The 17,334-nt window shown below is 66.5% G+C and carries 17 protein-coding genes; 14 read left to right on the top strand and 3 right to left on the bottom strand.

Features of this window, described 5'->3' with window-relative positions:
- Window positions 1–25 precede the first annotated feature (25 nt).
- Window positions 26–517, top strand: a complete 492-nt coding sequence (locus tag ACZYYX_RS05540; RefSeq protein ID WP_463813431.1) for a hypothetical protein — start codon at window positions 26–28, stop codon at window positions 515–517.
- 5 nt (window positions 518–522) lie between these two features.
- Here the strand turns inward: ACZYYX_RS05540 and ACZYYX_RS05535 are convergent, their stop codons facing one another.
- Window positions 523–1,992 (bottom strand): MFS transporter, encoded by a 1,470-nt coding sequence (locus ACZYYX_RS05535; RefSeq protein WP_463813430.1) that lies wholly within the window; start codon window positions 1,990–1,992, stop codon window positions 523–525.
- 412 nt (window positions 1,993–2,404) lie between these two features.
- Here ACZYYX_RS05535 and ACZYYX_RS05530 point away from each other — a divergent pair, with 412 nt between their 5' ends.
- The 8 genes from ACZYYX_RS05530 to ACZYYX_RS05495 all read left to right on the top strand — a co-directional run bounded on the left by ACZYYX_RS05530 (window position 2,405) and on the right by ACZYYX_RS05495 (window position 9,156).
- Window positions 2,405–2,716: a DUF3303 domain-containing protein gene (locus ACZYYX_RS05530; RefSeq protein ID WP_463813429.1), complete on the top strand. Its 312-nt coding sequence runs from the start codon at window positions 2,405–2,407 to the stop codon at window positions 2,714–2,716.
- Between the two features lie 95 nt (window positions 2,717–2,811).
- Entirely contained in the window at window positions 2,812–3,930 is a 1,119-nt protein-coding gene (locus ACZYYX_RS05525) for an ABC transporter ATP-binding protein (RefSeq protein WP_463813428.1), read from the top strand.
- On the top strand, window positions 3,924–5,114 hold the full coding sequence (locus ACZYYX_RS05520; RefSeq protein WP_463813427.1) for an ABC transporter substrate-binding protein: 1,191 nt from the start codon (window positions 3,924–3,926) through the stop codon (window positions 5,112–5,114). The genes ACZYYX_RS05525 and ACZYYX_RS05520 overlap by 7 nt, the downstream gene beginning before the upstream one ends.
- Window positions 5,114–5,953: an ABC transporter permease gene (locus tag ACZYYX_RS05515; RefSeq protein WP_463813426.1), complete on the top strand. Its 840-nt coding sequence runs from the start codon at window positions 5,114–5,116 to the stop codon at window positions 5,951–5,953. The genes ACZYYX_RS05520 and ACZYYX_RS05515 overlap by 1 nt, the downstream gene beginning before the upstream one ends.
- A complete protein-coding gene (locus ACZYYX_RS05510; protein ID WP_463813425.1) occupies window positions 5,954–6,754 on the top strand; it encodes an ABC transporter permease in 801 nt (266 codons plus the stop codon).
- Between the two features lie 17 nt (window positions 6,755–6,771).
- Window positions 6,772–7,539, top strand: a complete 768-nt coding sequence (locus ACZYYX_RS05505; RefSeq protein ID WP_463813424.1) for an SDR family NAD(P)-dependent oxidoreductase — start codon at window positions 6,772–6,774, stop codon at window positions 7,537–7,539.
- 10 nt (window positions 7,540–7,549) lie between these two features.
- Window positions 7,550–8,788 (top strand): FAD-dependent oxidoreductase, encoded by a 1,239-nt coding sequence (locus tag ACZYYX_RS05500; RefSeq protein ID WP_463813423.1) that lies wholly within the window; start codon window positions 7,550–7,552, stop codon window positions 8,786–8,788.
- A 53-nt stretch (window positions 8,789–8,841) separates the two neighbouring features.
- Window positions 8,842–9,156 carry a hypothetical protein gene (locus ACZYYX_RS05495; RefSeq protein ID WP_463813422.1) on the top strand — a complete coding sequence of 105 codons (315 nt, stop codon included), beginning with the start codon at window positions 8,842–8,844 and terminating at the stop codon, window positions 9,154–9,156.
- A 4-nt stretch (window positions 9,157–9,160) separates the two neighbouring features.
- Here the strand turns inward: ACZYYX_RS05495 and ACZYYX_RS05490 are convergent, their stop codons facing one another.
- Both ACZYYX_RS05490 and ACZYYX_RS05485 read right to left on the bottom strand, forming a co-directional pair.
- Window positions 9,161–9,808: a hypothetical protein gene (locus ACZYYX_RS05490; protein WP_463813421.1), complete on the bottom strand. Its 648-nt coding sequence runs from the start codon at window positions 9,806–9,808 to the stop codon at window positions 9,161–9,163.
- A 145-nt stretch (window positions 9,809–9,953) separates the two neighbouring features.
- Window positions 9,954–11,369, bottom strand: a complete 1,416-nt coding sequence (locus ACZYYX_RS05485; protein WP_463813420.1) for an HNH endonuclease signature motif containing protein — start codon at window positions 11,367–11,369, stop codon at window positions 9,954–9,956.
- Window positions 11,370–11,606: 237 nt separating this feature from the next.
- Between ACZYYX_RS05485 and ACZYYX_RS05480 the strand changes: the two genes are divergently transcribed.
- The 5 genes from ACZYYX_RS05480 to ACZYYX_RS05460 are packed head-to-tail and all read left to right on the top strand — an operon-like array spanning window position 11,607 to window position 17,268.
- A complete protein-coding gene (locus ACZYYX_RS05480) occupies window positions 11,607–13,244 on the top strand; it encodes an ABC transporter substrate-binding protein (protein WP_463814816.1) in 1,638 nt (545 codons plus the stop codon).
- 10 nt (window positions 13,245–13,254) lie between these two features.
- Window positions 13,255–14,289 (top strand): ABC transporter permease, encoded by a 1,035-nt coding sequence (locus ACZYYX_RS05475; protein ID WP_463813419.1) that lies wholly within the window; start codon window positions 13,255–13,257, stop codon window positions 14,287–14,289.
- On the top strand, window positions 14,289–15,251 hold the full coding sequence (locus ACZYYX_RS05470; RefSeq protein ID WP_463813418.1) for an ABC transporter permease: 963 nt from the start codon (window positions 14,289–14,291) through the stop codon (window positions 15,249–15,251). The genes ACZYYX_RS05475 and ACZYYX_RS05470 overlap by 1 nt, the downstream gene beginning before the upstream one ends.
- Entirely contained in the window at window positions 15,248–16,273 is a 1,026-nt protein-coding gene (locus ACZYYX_RS05465) for an ABC transporter ATP-binding protein (RefSeq protein ID WP_463813417.1), read from the top strand. The genes ACZYYX_RS05470 and ACZYYX_RS05465 overlap by 4 nt, the downstream gene beginning before the upstream one ends.
- Window positions 16,270–17,268 (top strand): ABC transporter ATP-binding protein, encoded by a 999-nt coding sequence (locus ACZYYX_RS05460; protein WP_463813416.1) that lies wholly within the window; start codon window positions 16,270–16,272, stop codon window positions 17,266–17,268. The genes ACZYYX_RS05465 and ACZYYX_RS05460 overlap by 4 nt, the downstream gene beginning before the upstream one ends.
- Window positions 17,269–17,334: the final 66 nt, after the last annotated feature.

Raw genomic sequence — 17,334 nt, 5'->3', positions numbered from 1 at the left:
TCGCCGGCCGGGTAGAGGTGTCGGCATGCTGGAGAAAACTGTGATCGCTGCGTGTGCCGCCGCTGCCGCACTCGCGTTCGCCCCGTTCGCTTCTGCCGGAGGTCCGGCCGGATGCGTTGACACCTACGGCACGGGTTGCGCTGCGCCCCCGCCCCCGCCCCCTCCGATGGGCTATGCACCGCCTCCGCCCGCCGGTTACGTCCCGCCTGCTCCCGGCTACGTCGGTCCGGGCGGTGTCGCCGGACCTGCCGGTGCAGCCGGTGCGATCCCCGGCGGTCCCGGCGGTCCCGGCGGTGTCGCCGGACCCGGCGGCGCTGCAGGCGCCATCCCCGGTGGACCTGCCGGTGCGGCCGGTCCTGCGGGCGCGGCAGGTGTGATCCCCGGCGGTCCCGGCGGTGTCGCCGGACCCGGCGGTGCGGCTGGCGCGATCCCCGGTGGTCCCGGCGGTGCAGCTGGCCCCGGTGGAGCCTCCGGGTGCATCCCGGGCGTCGGCTGCGGCACCGTCCCGGCCGGCTAGAAACCTCACGTCGCGCGGACGTCGCCGGGGTCCACCGGCGGTCCGCTGATCGCGCAGTGCCGGCATTCGTCGATTCGGAACCGATCATCGGAGATCGGGTTCCGGGTCCGGCGAATGCCGGCCGCTGCGATCATCGCTGCCACGACCATCAACGCGGCTGAAATACTCACCGCGACATGAAATCCCGTGTTGAACGCCGCGGGGTCGGCATAGTCGGCGCCGCTGATTCCGGAGAGCCCGGGCAACACGGCGACGGCCAACAAACCTCCGACGCGTGCCACGGCGTTGTTGACCCCCGACGCCGCGCCGGCCATGGTGCGCGGCGCCGCGTCGAGGACCGCGGTGGTCAGTGGCGCGACCACCAGCACCATGCCGGCACCGAACGTCAGTGCTGCGGGCAAGACATCCCCCACCCAGGTGGCGTTCGGACCGATGCGGATCATCAGGAGCAGACCCGCAGCGGAAAGCAGTGGCCCCACGGTCATCGGAATTCTCGGTCCGATGCGAGCAGCCAACGCGCCGGCCCTCGCCGAGAACACCAGCATCACCACGGTGAACGGCAGGAGCGCGGTGCCGGCCGCCACGGGACTGAACCCAGCGACGGTTTGCAGTTGCAGCACCAACAGCAAGAAGGCCGCGCCAAGGGCGCCGTAGATCAACAGCGTGATGATGTTCGTGATGCGAAACATGTTGTCGGCGAACAGGCGTGGCGGAACCAGAGGATGGGACGAGCGTCGCTCCACGACAACGAACACAGCGAGCGCCAGCACCCCCGTCCCGATCGTCATCGTCGCCGCCACGTCGACGTCGCCGTTGCCCAACCGCGTCAGTCCATAGGTGAGCGTGCCCAGGCCCAGCGCCGCGAGGACGGCGCCGGCGATGTCGAGGCCGGGCGGCGCCTCCTCGTCTCGACTTTCTGGCACGTGGAGGAGTGTCACGACGATCACGACGGCGGCAAGGGGAACGTTGAGCCAGAAGACCGCCCGCCAGCTCCATTCCACGAGGAAGCCGCCGAGGAACGGTCCGATGGCTCCCGCGATCCCGCCGAGTCCCGACCAGGCACCGATCGCGGCGGCCCGGTCCGCGCCGTGAAAGGACGCCGAGATCAAGGCAAGACTGCCGGGGGTCAGCAGCGCGCCTCCGACCCCCTGCAGCGCCCGCGCGACGATCAGCCATTCGGTGCTCGGCGACAGGCCACACGCAACCGATGCGAGTGCGAACCAGGTGACCCCGACGAGGAACACGCGACGCCGACCGAAGTGGTCGCCGAATGAACCGCCGAGCAGGATCAGCGACGCCAGCGACAGCGTGTAGGCGTTGACGACCCACTGTAGTCCGCCGAAACCGGATCCGAGGTCGGCGCCGATGTGCGGCAGCGCGACGTTGACCACCGTGCCGTCGATCATCACGATGCCGGACCCGAGCACCGTGGCCAGCAACACCCAGCGGGCCGAAGGGGGTCCGCTGCGGGGCACGACTCACCACAGTACGCGCCTCGACGGCCATCGATGCCCGAAAGCGCAAGGCTTTGCCATTGGCACGCAAGCGTTCTAGACACCGTGGCACGTATGGGGAGTGTCGTGTCCGATCTGCGCCTCGAGCACCGCAGTGGCCTACCAATCGGATTACGTGGCAGGAAAATTCGCGCTCTGCTGACCGGTGCGCCTGATTCGGTGGGCAGCGTTTTCGGGCCGCGGGCCACTGGCCGCGCATGTCGCAGCGAACGGCCGCCCGCTGGCGCCGAGGACGGACGGCGTCACAGCTATGAACCGTTGGTAGAGCTAAAGTTTCGCGACGCAAAGACCGTGTGAAGCGGCCCTGGTCAGGTGACCGCGCCGGGAGGATACTGCGGGAATCCAGTTCAGCCTGTGTGCTAGGAGGATCGAAATGAAATATGCCATGGCATGGACGTCGCGACTCACCGGATCAGGGAAAGACAACGAAGAGGCGTTGCGCCGCGCTCTGCAGCTGTTCTCGAAATGGCAACCGCCGGCCGGCACGACCTTCCATCAGTTCGTCGGCCGTGTCGACGCCGGAGGCGGGTACGCCATCGTCGAAACGGACGACCCGGCAGAACTGCTGAACGGGACGACCAGGTTCGCACCGTTCAACGAGTTCCAGATTCATCCGGTCGTGGATATCGCGCAATGGGCCCAGGCCGGACAGGAGGGTATGGACTTCCGCGACTCGATCAGCTGACGGGCGCAGCGACTGAGCGCGTGGCCCTGCGACGCGCTCGAGACGAAATTCGTGCTTGAACTGCGCTTCGGCAACGGAATTCCTAGGATGCCTGCATGCCATCCGGAACGGCGGTGTCGAGACCAGGCGCCGACCCCCTCGACAACGCGGCCGTTCCACAGATCGAGCTGATCGGCGTCCGCAAGGAGTTCGGCGACGCGCGGCATCCGGTGGTGGCGGTCGAAGGAGCCGATCTGACGATCGCCGACGGCGAGTTGTTCGCGATCCTCGGCCCGTCGGGATCGGGTAAGACCACGCTGCTGCGCATGATCGCCGGGTTCGAGGCTCCGACAGCAGGCACCATCAAGCTGGGCGGCCGCGACGTCACCGCCCTGCCCCCGGCACGCCGTGACACGAACACGGTGTTCCAGCAGTACGCCCTGTTCCCGCACATGACGGTCACGCAGAACGTCGAATACGGTTTGCGGGTCCGCGGCGTGAACAAGCAGGAGCGGCGTCGCCGCGCCGGCGAAGCGCTGGAGATGGTCAGGCTCTCCGGGCAGGCCGCCCGTAAGCCGGCCGAGCTCTCCGGTGGCCAGCAGCAGCGTGTCGCGCTGGCTCGCGCGCTGGTCGGACGACCCCGCGTGCTGTTGCTCGACGAACCGCTCGGCGCGCTCGACCTGAAATTGCGCGAACAGATGCAGGTGGAGCTCAAGGCGATTCAGCGCGAAGTCGGCATCACGTTCGTGATCGTCACCCACGATCAGGACGAAGCGTTGACCCTGTGCGACCGGCTGGTGGTCCTCAACGAGGGACGTATCGAGCAGGTCGGTGCGGCCCGGCAGGTGTACGAACATCCCGCGAACCGCTTCGTCGCCGACTTCGTCGGAACGTCTAACGTGCTCGACGGCGACAGCGCGCAGGCTGTGCTCGGCAGGCGCGGGACCTTCGCGATCCGGCCGGAACGCATCGCCGTCCTCGCCCCGGAAGCTGCCTCCGAACCTGCCGGCGCGCATCGCGTCGAGGCGCACGTCGCCGAGGTGGTCTACGCCGGCCCGATCACGCGTATCGCGGCGACGGTCACCGGCCACGACGTCCGGCTCACCGCCACCCTGCTCTCGGCGGATTCAGACGCGGCCCTGACCCGCGGCAGCCCCGTGGTCCTGACCTGGCCCGAGGCCGCCGTACGCGATCTCACCGAACTGTCGACCGATCTCGAGGAGAAGACATGTTGAAACCCCTGCACCGCTTTGGCGTCGTGCTCGCCGTGGGTGGCGTGCTGCTCGCCGGCTGTTCGAGCTCCGGAGATTCCGGCGGCACCGCGGAGGGCCCCCCGTCGATGGAGCCAGCCGGCTCGGTCGGCGCCGGAGAGGGACAGCTGAACCTGATCGCGTGGCCCGGATACGCGGAGAACGGCTCCAATGATCCTGCGGTCAACTGGGTGACGCCGTTCGAGCAGCAGACCGGGTGCAAGGTCAACGTCAAGATCGGCAACACCTCCGACGAGATGGTGCAGTTGATGCGCACCGGGCAGTACGACGGGGTGTCGGCATCGGGCGATGCCACGCTGCGGCTGATATACGCCGGCGACGTCGCCCCGGTGAACACCGAGCTGGTGCCGAACTACGCGACGGTGGTGCCGTTCCTCAAGGACAAGCCGTGGAACTCGGTGAACGGCCAGATGTACGGCATCCCGCACGGCTGGGGCGCCAACCTGCTGATGTACAACGCCGACGTCGTCAAGGCAGCACCGGACAGCTGGGGCGCGGTGTTCCCCGGCGCACCGGAGTTGAAGGACAAGGTGACCGCCTACGACTCCCCCATCTACATCGCTGACGCGGCGCTGTACCTGTCGAAGACCAAACCCGATCTGGGCATCAAGGATCCGTACTCGCTGACCAGCGAACAGCTCGATGCCGCAGTCGATCTGCTCAAGCAGCAGAAGGAGAACATCGGCGAGTACTGGTCGGATTACACGAAGGAAGTGCAGGCGTTCGAATCCGGCACCACGGTGATCGGCACCAGCTGGCAGGTCATCGCCAACACCATCAAGGCCGACAACAAGGTGCCGATCGCGACGGTGCTGCCGAAGGAGGGCGCCACCGGCTGGTCGGACACGTGGATGCTGTCCGCAAAGGCCGCGCACCCCAACTGCATGTACAAGTGGATGGACTACATCATCTCCCCGAAAGCCAACGCCGAAGTCGCCGAGTACTTCGGAGAGGCTCCGGCGCAGACGAAGTCGTGTGACCTGACCACCGACAAGGCGCACTGCGCGACCTATCACGCGACCGACGAGCAGTACGCGGCGCAGATCCACTACTGGACCACGCCGCAGACGAAGTGCGTCGACGGCAGCGGCGACAACTGCACCAGCTATGACCAGTGGGTCGACAAGTGGCAGGAGATCAAGGGCTGATGCCCGCCGCCCCGCGGCTGCGGCAGCGGGTGACGCTGGCCTTCCTGCTGATTCCACCTCTGGCCTGGCTGGTCGTCGCCTATCTGGGATCGCTTGCAATCCTTCTTGTTTCGGCGTTCTGGAGTCGGAGCAGCTTCACCGGTGCCGTGGTGCGCACCTTCACCACCGACAACCTGGTGCGGGTGGCGACCTCGGAGGTGTTCCGGACGACGACGCTGCGCACCGTCGGAGTGGCGTTGACGGTCACCGTGGTGTGTGCGGTGCTGGCCGTGCCGCTGGCGCTGTACATGGCCAAGGTGGCCTCGCCCGCGGTGCGTGTCGCTCTCGTTGTCGCGGTCACCACACCACTGTGGGCGAGCTATCTGGTGAAGGCGTATGCGTGGCGGATGCTGCTGTCTCCCGAGGGCCCGATGCACTGGGCGATCGGCTACTCACCGGGCTACGGCCTTGCCGCCACAGTGATCACGCTGACCTATCTGTGGTTGCCGTACATGGTGATCCCGGTGTTCGCGGCCTTCCAGCGCGTACCGGACTCCCTGGTCGACGCCAGCGCGGATCTGGGCGCATCGGATGCGGCGACATTGCGGCTGGTGATGGCGCCCATGGTGTTCCCCGGTATCGCGGCGGGGTCGATCTTCACGTTCTCGCTGTCGCTGGGCGACTACATCGCCGTGACCATCGTGGGCGGTAAGACCCAGTTGCTGGGCAACGTGATCTACGGCCAGCTGGTGACCGCCAACAATCAGCCGATGGCCGCAGCGCTGTCGCTGATCCCGTTGACCGCGATCCTGCTGTACCTGTTCGCGATGCGACGCACCGGTGCATTGGAGAACGTGTAGATGTTGTCGTCACGCATGCGCGGCGCCACCCGGACATGGACGGTCCTGGTGCTGATCTTCATCTACGCGCCGCTGGCGCTGGTGGTGGTGAACGCGTTCAACGCATCGAGGACGTTCGCGTTCCCACCGAGCGGTTTCACGCTGCAGTGGTGGCGGACTGCGCTGGCCAGCGAGGGCATGTGGGAATCGCTGGGCAACTCCGTGATCGTGGGAGTGGCGGCCACCGTGCTCGCCTTGGTTCTAGGCACGATGGCCGCGTTCGCGGTGCAGCGCTATGAGTTCTTCGGGCGCCAGACCGTCAATCTGCTTGTGGTCCTGCCGATCACGCTGCCTGGCATCGTCACCGGTATCGCACTGAACGCCACGTTCACCTCTGCGCTGGGCGTGACGCTGGGAATGGCAACGGTGATCGTCGGGCACGCCACCTTCTGCATCGTGATCGTGTTCAACAACACCCAGGCGCGCCTGCGCCGGCTGGGCACCAGTCTCGAGGACGCGTCGGCCGACCTCGGGGCGTCGTCGTGGCAGACCTTTCGATTCGTGACGCTGCCGATGATGCGAGGGGCCCTGGTGGCCGGCGCCATCCTGGCCTTCGCGCTGAGCTTCGACGAGATCGTCGTGACGACGTTCACGGCCGGCCCCACCGTGCAGACGCTGCCCATCTGGATCTTCGGAAACCTGTTCCGCCCCAATCAAGCACCGGTGATCAATGTGGTCGCCGCGGCGCTGACGATCGTCGCGATCGTGCCGGTGTGGCTGACTCAGCGCCTCGGCGGAGACCCCGCGGGGACCCGAATCTGAGCGGTTAGGGTTGGTGCGTGACCGACCTCTTCGACCTCACCGGACATGTCAGCGTCGTCACCGGCGGCGGATCGGGCATCGGATTGGGGATGGCCGACGGGCTGGCACGGGCCGGCGCGTCCGTGGCCATCATCGGTCGCAGTGTCGCACGCCTGGAGACGGCCGCGGAGTCGTTACGCGCGCACGGCAATCCTGTTCTGGCGTTGCCCTGCGACGTCACGGACGAACCTGCTGTCACCGCGGCGATGGCCCGTGTCCGCGACGAATGGGGTTCGCTCGACTCGTGTTTCGCGAACGCCGGTGTGAACGGCAGGTTCACCCCGACGCTCGACACGTCGCTGCAGGAATTCCGGTCGATCACCGCGGTCGATCTCGACGGCGTGTTCGTCACGCTGCGTGAAGCGGCCCGGCAGATGGTCGCGGCCGAGCGCGGCGGCAGCCTGGTCGCCGTGTCCAGCCTCGGCGCCTTCCAGGGCATGCCCCGCCAGCCCGCCTACGCCGCATCGAAGGGCGGGGTCATCTCGCTGATCGACAGCTTGGCTGTGGAACTGGCGCGACACGGCATTCGCGCCAACGCCATCGCGCCCGGCTGGTTCGACACCGAGATGACGGCGGCCGGCCTGGCCGACGAGCGGTTCCGGTCCCGGGTGCTGCCGCGCGTGCCCGTACGGCGGTGGGGCGCCGGGGAGGACGTCGCCGGTGTCGCGGTCTATCTGGCCAGCCCGGCGAGCACGTACCACACCGGGGACGTGCTGAGGATCGACGGCGGCTACCTGAAGTTCTAACCTTCTCGACATGGGCGAGAAGACGACCTGCGTGGTCGTCGGCGGCGGGCCGGCCGGCATGGTGCTCGGCTTGCTGCTCGCCCGCGCCGGTGTCGCGGTCACAGTGCTCGAGAAGCACGGCGATTTCCTCCGTGACTTCCGCGGCGACACGGTGCATCCCAGTACTCTGCGGCTCCTCGACGATCTCGGGCTGTTTCCGGTCTTCGATCGGTTGCCCCAGAGCAGGGTGCACCACTTCACCGTCGATGCCGCCCCGGGGCATCCGGTCACTTTGGTCGACTTCGATCGGCTCCGTCTCCCGCACCGGTACGTGGCGATGGTGCCTCAGTGGGATCTGCTCAATCTGCTGGCTCGAGCCGCCGAGAACGAACCGTCCTTCACGCTGCGGCTGAACCACGAGGTCACCGGCCTGATCCGAGAATCGGGCCGCATCGTCGGCGTGCGCTACCAAAGCCCCTCTGGCGCAGGCGAACTGCGCGCTGATCTGACCGTCGGGTGCGACGGCCGCAGCTCCGTGGTCCGGGAATCGGCGGGGTTGGCGGTGCGGAAGTACCCGGTGAGCTTCGACGCTTTGTGGTTCCGGCTCCCCCGCAATGCCGCGACCGCTGGTTTCAGCCTGTTCCCCCGCATCGGGCGGGGCAAGGCCATCATCGTGATCCCCCGCGAGGGATATCTGCAGATCGCCCTGCTGATTCGGAAAGGGTCGGACGCCGAAGTCCGCAGCCGCGGGCTGGCCGCCTTTCACGCCGACATTCTCGAGCTCCTACCCGAAGCTGGGGACACCGTCTCCGCTGTCACCTCACTCGACGAGATCAAGTGCCTTGACGTCAAGCTGAATCGTCTGCGGCGCTGGCACACCGACGGACTGCTGTGTATCGGTGATGCCGCCCATGCGATGTCCCCGGCCGGCGGGGTCGGCATCAACGTCGCTGTGCAGGACGGCGTCGCGACTGCGCGGCTGCTGGCCGGGCCGCTGCGCCGCGGCGTGGTGACGGAGCGGGACCTGGCACGAGTGCGTCGGCGCCGGATCGTCGCGACTGCGCTGACCCAGGCCCTACAGCGTCAGCTCGACGCGCGGCTACTGGGTCCGGTCGTGCGGGGTGAGGAGGGCGTGAGCGGTCCGCCGCCCGGGGTGCTCCGGCTCATGCAACGCGCGCCGTGGTTGTCGGTGATCCCGGCCTACCTGGTGGGCGTGGGTGTCCGCCCGGAGCGGGCACCGGAGTTCGCGCGCCGCGATGTCGCTCGATAACGGCAAACGCGCAGCCGGTCCGCGTTATCGTCTCGACAACGGGGGGAGAACTGATGTCGAGAAGCATCGGGAAAACAGGTGGCATGGTCGCGGGCGTCGCAGCTGCATTCATCGGCGTGATCATCTGCAGTTCACCGACGGCGTACGCGCAGGACGGCGGCGTGTGCGCCCGCCTCAACGGCGCGCCGTTCTACATTCCACCCCAGGGCTACATGCCCCGACCTGGCGAGGTCATCACGGGTCCCGTCACCGCAGGACCGTGCAAGGACGCTGCGGGCACGGAACCGTCTCGGCCGTCCCTGCCGAATCTCCCGTCGGCACCCACGTCGTCCCCGACGAGCACCACCGCGCCGCCGCCCGCACCGTGATCGGTCAGCGGTAGTAGACCTCGTCGCCGGTCGGGTAGCCCCCGCCGTGGGTGGTGATGTGCACGTGGTCGTAGTGCCCGTAGCCACCGGCGCGGCCGCCGCCCGGGGTGTAGTAGACGCCGCGCCAGATGCAGTCCTGCAGCCCGAATCGCTCGGCGTTCTTCATCGCGAACGCGACGATCTGGTTGCCCAACGCGATGCCTTCGGCACTGCTCGCATTCGGGATCATCACGTCGATCGCGAGGCCGTTGGGATGCCAGGGCAGCGGATCGGACCGGACACCGCCGATGCTCTGGATCTCCGGGAAGATCGCGCTGACCGCACGCGCGACGAGGATCGTCTTGACCTGCAGCCCCCGTTCGGGCGCCAACCCGGCGGGAAGAATCTGCGGTTGCCGAGCGGCCGCGCGCGAACTGGCCACCCATTGCACGCGGGTGCCGCCCGGGCTACTCGCGGGCGCGACGCCCACCGGTGGGGCAGCCACTAGTTCCATGCAGCATGGCGGCGCCTCGGCGACCGCGGGCCGGACAGGCGGTTCTGCAGGGCGCTGCACGTCGGCGCCGGCGACCAGCAAGGCGGCGGCGGGCAGGCCGAGAGCGGTCAGGACACGGGCGCGTGAACGCCGCGGTCGAACCTGGGAATGCCTGCCCACGCACTGCAGACTACGAGGGCACATCACGAAATCACAGACGCACGGCAAACTTTCGATAACAAAACGCCCCATGCGCACCGCCAGTATCATCAGCCCCAGAGCAGCCGCTGTCGAGACAGACGTGGCGATCCTCTCCTCGCGGCTCTCACGCCACCTGGTTGTCGGGTGGTGCGGGTCCGCCGGGTTCCTCCTCCTGTTCGGGTGGGCGGAGCAGGCGTTCGGGGGTGTGGTGGGTGTTGACGCGGGTTTGTCCGGTGTCCAGGTTCGGTGGTGGGGTCCATTCCACTTCGTGGCGGGTGTTCATCGACGTGGTCCAGCCGCCGGGTGCGACGGATCGGTTGTCGGGTGGGCAGGCCAGGCCGAGGTGATCGATGTTGGTCAGCCCGCCCGCGGCCCAGTCTTGTGTGACGTGGTGGACCTGGCAGCCGTAGGCGCCGACTCGGCAGCCGGGCTTGGTGCATCCACCGTCGCGCGCAATCAACATGATTCTCTGGGCTGGCGAGGCAGTGCGTCGGGTTCGGAACAGGTCGAGTGCCGCCCCGGTGGCCCGGTCGAAGACGGCCAGGTAGTGGGAGGCGTGCGCGCCCATCCGGATCACGTCGCGGATGGGCAGCCGGGTGCCGCCACCGGTGGTGCCGATTCCGGCGCGGGATTCGAGGTCTTGGAGGGTGGTGCGCACGATCACCGTGACCGGTAGCCCGTTGAGCTGACCTAACTCCCCGCTCATCAGGGCGATCCGCCCGACCGCGAGTAGGGCGTCGTGTTGGCGTTGGGCGAGGCTGCGGTGATCGTTGTCGATCTGCGCCTGCGTCGGTGTGCCGGAGATACACGGTTCGTCATCGTCGGGGTTGCCCATCCCGGGGGCGGCGTACTTGGCCAAGATCGCCTCCCACACCGCGGCCGCTTCCGGCGTCAGATCCGCCCACCACGCCGTCATCCCGTCCCGACACTGCCGAGACTTCTTCAAACCCCGCTTGCGGACACGTTCCGCATCGTCGGGTTCGGGGCCGTCCTGATCGAGAAGGAACAGCTCCAGATCGGCGGCATCCTGGGTGGCTTTTGGGCCGGCACCGGCCGCGATGCGCACGACATCGGCCTCGAACTGCTCGGCGGTGATCGTGTCGACGAAGCCGGGCAGCTTGTCGACGGCTTTACGGATGATCTCCACATGCTCCGGGGTGATCTGTCCCTGTTCCTGTGCGGCGGCGGTGGCGGGCAGCACCGGCGGCAACGGCTCTCCGGTCAGCGACACCCGCGGACCGAGCAGCGCGGCCTCGGTCAACCGACGGTTCGCTTCCGGACCGCTGATCCGGTAACGCACAGCGAGGACGTCTTTCCAGTTCTTGGCGCCCATCTGCTGCGCGGTGGTCTCGATCTGCAGCCGCGCCAACGCCCGGTGCTGGGCGGCCGGCAACCGGCACCCGGCGGATTCCAGCTCGTCGAGCAACTCCGTGAGCTCCGCAGCCGTCGACAGGTCCAGATTGCACGCGAGCACGCCATCGACCGCGGCCCGCAGGACCGCCACCGCCTCTCGCACGCCAACCATACTTCGAACATACATTCGACCACCGACAAACCTTGAGCCGCGCCGACGCGTTGCGCAGTTCCCGGATCGCGCGACGCGGAGCACAGTCCGCACTAAGGTGTCTCCAGCAGTCCGGTCGGCAGTTTTCTGTGAACACGAGTTGCCAATCGGAAAAATTTCTGAAAAATGCTGTGAGGCCCGGACAAGTCGTGGATTTTGGGCCGCCCGACAGATGGGAACGCTGTGAACACCGCACGCTCGGTTCGACAAGGAATCGCGATCGTCTTCATCATCGCGCTGGCCGCCTTCGGCGTCGCAGCCTGCGGCAAGGACAGCGGGTCAGGCGCCGGCTCCGGCGGAGGTGGCGGCGGTGGCGACATGACCGTCGCGCTGACCTCGTTCCCCGACTACGTCGACCCCCAGCTGTCCTACACGGTCGAGGGCTGGGAGGTCCTCTGGAACGTCTACACACCCCTGCTGACCTACAAGCACGCCAAGGGTAAGGAGGGTACCGAGATCGTTCCCGGTCTCGCCGAGGCGATGCCCGACATCTCCCCCGACGGCACGACCTACAAGCTGAAGCTTCGCAAGAACATGAAGTACTCCGACGGCACCCCGATCAAGGCCTCGGACTTCGCCTACGCCATTCAGCGCCTGTTCAAGGCCGATTCGGGCGGGTCGGTGTTCTACAACGTGATCGTCGGGGCCAAGGAGTACGCCGACGGCAAGGCCGACACGATCACCGGCATCACCACCGACGACAACACCGGCGACATCACGATCAAGCTGACCGGACCCAACGGCACGTTCGACAACCTCCTCGCGTTGATGTTCGCCGCTCCCGTGCCGCCCACGACGAAGCTGGACGGTGACGCCACCAACACACCGCCGCCTGCCAGCGGACCGTTCATGATCAGCAACGTCGACGCTCCGCGCACGCTGACCATGGAGCGCAACCCGCAGTTCAAGACCGTCAAGGACGCCGGCGCCACCGATGTGGCCGATGCGAACGTCGACAAGATCACCGTGGTGGAGAACAAGAACCAGAGCGCTCAGGTCACCGACATCGTGCAGAACAAGGTCGATTTCATGGTCGACCCGGTTCCGTCAGACCGCCTGCAGGAGGTCAAGACCCGCTACCCCGATCGGTTCCGGATGGAGGAATCGATCAACACCTACTACTTCTTCATGAACACGCAGAAGGCCCCGTTCAACGACATCAAGGTGCGCCAGGCGATCAACTACGCGATCGATCCAGAGGCCTTGAACCGCATCTTCGGAGGCCGTCTGCACCCGAGCCAGCAGATCCTGCCGCCGGGCATGCCGGGCTACCAGGAGTACAAGCTCTACCCCGGGCCCGACATGAACAAGGCCAAGCAGCTGCTCGCAGAGGCCAATCCGGCCGACCGCGACATCACCGTGTGGACCGACGACGAGCCGGACCGTAAGCGCATCGGCGAGTACTACCACGACCTGCTCACCCAGCTCGGGTTCAACGCGACACTGAAAGTGATTGCCGGAGACGTGTATTGGACCACGATCGGAAACCAATCCACACCCGATGTGGACACCGGATTCGCCGACTGGTTCCAGGACTTCCCGCATCCGGACGACTTCTTCCGCCCGCTGCTCAACGGCGCCAGCATCCTCCCGACCAACGGCAACAACCTGTCCCGGGCCAATCTGCCGGACCTGGACGCCAAGATGAACGAACTGCTGACCAAGCAGATCACCGAGCCCGGCGTCGAGCAGCAATACGCCGACCTCGACAAGGCGTTCATGGAGCAGGCCGTGTGGGCGCCCTACGGCAACGAGCAGTTCACCACGTTCCTGTCCGAGCGCATGGACTTCGACAAGTCCTATCAGCATCTGTTGTTCAAGCAGGACTTCACCTCGTTCGCAGTGAAGTAGCGACCAAACGATGGTCGCTCCTGTCCCTGTGGAGGTCCCCGACGAGCCGCCACTGCCCGTCGGCGTACCCAAAGAACAGATCCAGGGCCGCAACCCGTGGTATCTGGCGTGGCTTCGCCTGCGCCGCAACAAGGTTGCCCTGGCCTGCGGTGTGCTGTTCGTCTTGATCGTGCTGTTCTGCCTGGCGGCGCCGCTGTGGGCGCACTACATCGCGCAGACGGGTCCGAATGACAACCACATCACCGACACGGTGAGCATCAACGGCGTCGACACCGACGTCGTCTCGCCCGACGGCACCCCGCTGGGGCCGGGCCTGCACGGCAGGTACCTGCTCGGCGCCGACCAGAACGGGCGAGATGTCATGGTGCGCCTCATGTACGGCGGGCGGACGTCGATCTACATCGGGCTGGCCGCCGCTGCGGTCACCACGGTGCTCGCGGTGATCGTCGCGCTGCTCGCCGGGTACTACCGCGGCTGGATCGACGCGGTACTGTCTCGGATCCTCGATGTGATCTGGGCGTTCCCAGTGCTACTTCTCGGTATCGCCTTGGGCACGGCGCTGGCGATCGGGGGTCTGAAGCTGGGTGTCGTGCAGATTGCGGGGGATTCGATCTGGATTCCGATCCTGATCATCGGCCTGGTGTACGTGCCGTACATGGCCAGGCCACTGCGCGGGGAGATCCTGGCGCTGCGTGAGAAGGAGTTCGTGGAAGCCGCTGTCGCTCAAGGCATGGGTCCGCTGCGGATCATGGTCGGCGAGCTTCTCCCGAACATCATCTCGACGATCATCGTGTTCTTCACGCTGAACATCGCCAACAACATGCTGCTGGAGTCGGCGCTGTCATTCCTCGGCGCCGGGGTCCGACCGCCCAACGCCTCCTGGGGCACGATGATCGCCGATGGCTATCAGCTGATCTACACCGCACCGCACCTGACGATCGTGCCCGGTCTCCTGATCGTTCTCACGGTGCTGGCGCTCAACGTGTTCGGGGATGGTCTGCGGGATGCGTTGGACCCCAAAGCCCGTATCAGGCTGGAGCACTGATGGGGCAGTTCGTCGCGCGGCGGGTCCTCGGCATGATCGCCGTGCTGTTCGCGATCTCGGTGATCGTGTTCCTCATTTTCAACGTGGTGCCGAATTCGGACCCCGCGGCGCGGATCGCCGGTAAGAACGCCGACCCTGATCTCATCGCCCGGGTCAACGCCGACCTCGGACTCGACCGACCCCTGCCCGTGCAGTACCTGACGATGATGAAGCAGATATTCACCGGCGAACTCACGTCGTATGCGAGCGATCGCAATGTGGGCGAACAGATCTGGCACGGGCTGCCGGCGACGTTCTCACTGTGCATCGGTGCGGCGGTGATCTGGATGGCGCTTGCGGTGCTGTTCGGTTACCTCAGCGCCGTGCACGCCGGCCGGTTCGGTGACCGCGCGCTGAGCATCCTGTCCCTGGTCGGTATCTCGATGCCGGTGTTCTGGCTGGCCGCGATCTTGCTGTACTTCTTCACCTACAAGGTGCAGCTGTTTCCGACGGGCAGCTATGTGCCGCTCACCGAGGATCCCCTGGACTGGGCATATCACTTGGTGCTGCCGTGGTTCACGTTGGCCGTGTTGTTCATCGGCTTCTATAGCCGAGTGCTGCGATCGAACATGCTGGACGCGATGAACGAGGACTATGTCCGCACCGCGCGGGCAAAAGGTCTGACCGAACGCCAGGTCAGAATCCGACATGTGTTGCGCAACTCGATGATTCCGATCGTCACGCTGTTCGGCCTGGATTTCGGCATGGTGGTCGGCGGAGGGGCGATCCTGACCGAAACGGTGTACAACCTCGACGGTGTCGGGCTCTACGCTGGTGAGGCGATCCGCAGCCTGGATCTGCCGCCGCTGATGGCGGTGACGATGTTCGGCGCATTCTTCATCGTGTTGTTCAACACGCTCGTCGACATCGCCTACGCCGTGCTCGATCCGCGGATTCGACTGGGACAGGCGGCACCGACATGAGCGACGCTTGCGGAGCGAATCAACAGCAGAAGAGCGAAGACCTGTTGACCGTCGAGAACCTACGGGTCGGATTCGCCACCGAAGATGGCCTGGTGCAGGCGGTCGACGGGGTGTCTTTCTCGCTGGGTCCGGGTGAGATCCTGGCCATCGTCGGCGAATCGGGGTCGGGCAAGAGCGTGACCGCGCAGACGCTGACGGGGCTCACCCGCTCTCCGAACAGCCGGATCACCGGGTCGGTCACCTACCGCGGTCGCGAACTGGTGGGCCTCGACGACGACGGGTTGAGGGAGATCCGCGGCGAGGAGATCGCCATGGTGTTCCAGGATCCGATGTCATCGCTGAACCCGGTGTATCGGGTGGGCGACCAGATCGTGGAGATGATCCGCGCGCACCGCGACGTGCCGAAGTCCGAGGCAACCCGTCGGGCGGCCGAACTGCTGACGGCCGTGGGCATTCCGAATGCAGAGAGCCGTCTCCGCAGCTATCCGCACGAGTTCTCCGGCGGCATGCGCCAGCGCGTGATGATCGCGATGGCGCTTGCTCTCGAGCCTGCGTTGCTGATCGCCGACGAGCCGACCACCGCGTTGGATGTCACGGTGCAGGCGCAGATCCTGCGCCTGATCGCCCAGTTGAACGCCGAGCGGGGACTGGCCGTGGTGCTGATCACCCACGACCTCGGGGTGGTCGCTGAAGTCGCCGACCGGGTCGCGGTGATGTACGCGGGCCAGATCGTCGAGGACGGCAGCCTGGACGACATCTTCTACGCCCCACAGCATCCCTACACGTGGGGGCTGCTCGGGTCGTTGGCCCGCCTGGACAGACCGCGCTCGGAGCGACTCACGCAGATTCCCGGTCAGCCACCGTCACTGCTCGATCCGCCACCGGGATGCCGCTTCGCGCCCCGGTGTGCTTTCGAGTTCGACCGGTGTAGTCAGCCGCCCGACCTTGCTCCCACGCTGAGCGGGACGCATCTGGACCGCTGCTGGCTGGACCTCGAGGAGAAAGCGCGGGTGCGCACATGACCGAACCGCTGCTCGAGGTCACCGATGTCGTCAAGCACTACCCGATCCGCTCGGGCATCGTGATCGAGCGGGAAGTCGGCACGGTGCGTGCGGTCGACGGGGTGAGTCTGACGCTGAACGAAGGCGAGACGTTGGGTCTGGTCGGCGAATCGGGCTGCGGCAAGTCGACGCTGTGCCGGGCGATCCTGCAACTGATCCCGCCGACCTCGGGCTCGGTCAAGTTCCTCGGCCAGGAACTCGTCGGCTTGTCCCGTCGCGAGCTGCGGCCGCTGCGCCGGCAGATGCAGATGATCTTCCAGGACCCCTATGCCTCTTTGAATCCGCGCAAGCGCGTCGGGCAGATCGTCGGCGATCCGATGGATCTGCACGGTCTGGCCAGCGGCGCCGAGCTGAAACGGCGTGTGCAGGACCTGCTGGACCGCGTCGGTCTGCGGCCCGAGCATTACAACCGATTCCCGCATGAGTTCTCCGGAGGTCAGCGACAGCGCATCGGTATCGCTCGCGCGCTGGCGTTGCAACCGAAGCTGATCGTGGCCGACGAACCGGTGTCCGCTCTGGACGTCTCGGTGCAGGCGCAGATCATCAACCTGCTCAAGGATTTACAGGCCGAGTTCGGGTTGTCGTATCTGTTCGTCGCCCACGACCTGGGTGTGGTCCGACATGTGTCGGACCGTGTCGCGGTGATGTACCTGGGCAAGGTCATGGAGAACTCGGGCACCGACAGCCTCTACGAGCGGCCGGTGCATCCGTACTCCAATGCGCTGCTGTCGGCCGTCCCGATTCCCGATCCGCGACTCAACGAGGCACGTGAGCGCGTGGTGCTCGAGGGCGACGTCCCGAGTCCGAGCAATCCCCCGTCGGGATGCCGATTCCACACCCGCTGCCCGTGGGCGACCGAGATCTGCTCCACCGAGGAGCCTGCGCTGGTGTCCTACGAATCCGGTCACACGGCCGCGTGCCATCATCCGCGCAACGTGGAGACATTGCCGGTCTGACGCCGGTCTGGTCCTGGCCTGGTCCTGGTCCTGGCCTGGTCCTGGCCTGGTCCTGGCCTGGTCCTG

Source organism: Mycobacterium sp. IDUB_1, from assembly GCF_055419625.1.
Note: the sequence above shows the minus strand (reverse complement) of the source record. Positions and strands in the feature narration are given on the sequence as shown.

Coding starts and splice junctions, on each gene's coding strand:
- ACZYYX_RS05540 (WP_463813431.1), top strand. CDS start 26: ATGCTGGAGAAAACTGTGATCGCTGCGTGTGCCGCCGCTGCCGCACTC.
- ACZYYX_RS05530 (WP_463813429.1), top strand. CDS start 2,405: ATGAAATATGCCATGGCATGGACGTCGCGACTCACCGGATCAGGGAAA.
- ACZYYX_RS05525 (WP_463813428.1), top strand. CDS start 2,812: ATGCCATCCGGAACGGCGGTGTCGAGACCAGGCGCCGACCCCCTCGAC.
- ACZYYX_RS05520 (WP_463813427.1), top strand. CDS start 3,924: ATGTTGAAACCCCTGCACCGCTTTGGCGTCGTGCTCGCCGTGGGTGGC.
- ACZYYX_RS05515 (WP_463813426.1), top strand. CDS start 5,114: ATGCCCGCCGCCCCGCGGCTGCGGCAGCGGGTGACGCTGGCCTTCCTG.
- ACZYYX_RS05510 (WP_463813425.1), top strand. CDS start 5,954: ATGTTGTCGTCACGCATGCGCGGCGCCACCCGGACATGGACGGTCCTG.
- ACZYYX_RS05500 (WP_463813423.1), top strand. CDS start 7,550: ATGGGCGAGAAGACGACCTGCGTGGTCGTCGGCGGCGGGCCGGCCGGC.
- ACZYYX_RS05495 (WP_463813422.1), top strand. CDS start 8,842: ATGTCGAGAAGCATCGGGAAAACAGGTGGCATGGTCGCGGGCGTCGCA.
- ACZYYX_RS05485 (WP_463813420.1), bottom strand. CDS start 11,369: ATGTATGTTCGAAGTATGGTTGGCGTGCGAGAGGCGGTGGCGGTCCTG.
- ACZYYX_RS05475 (WP_463813419.1), top strand. CDS start 13,255: ATGGTCGCTCCTGTCCCTGTGGAGGTCCCCGACGAGCCGCCACTGCCC.
- ACZYYX_RS05470 (WP_463813418.1), top strand. CDS start 14,289: ATGGGGCAGTTCGTCGCGCGGCGGGTCCTCGGCATGATCGCCGTGCTG.
- ACZYYX_RS05465 (WP_463813417.1), top strand. CDS start 15,248: ATGAGCGACGCTTGCGGAGCGAATCAACAGCAGAAGAGCGAAGACCTG.
- ACZYYX_RS05460 (WP_463813416.1), top strand. CDS start 16,270: ATGACCGAACCGCTGCTCGAGGTCACCGATGTCGTCAAGCACTACCCG.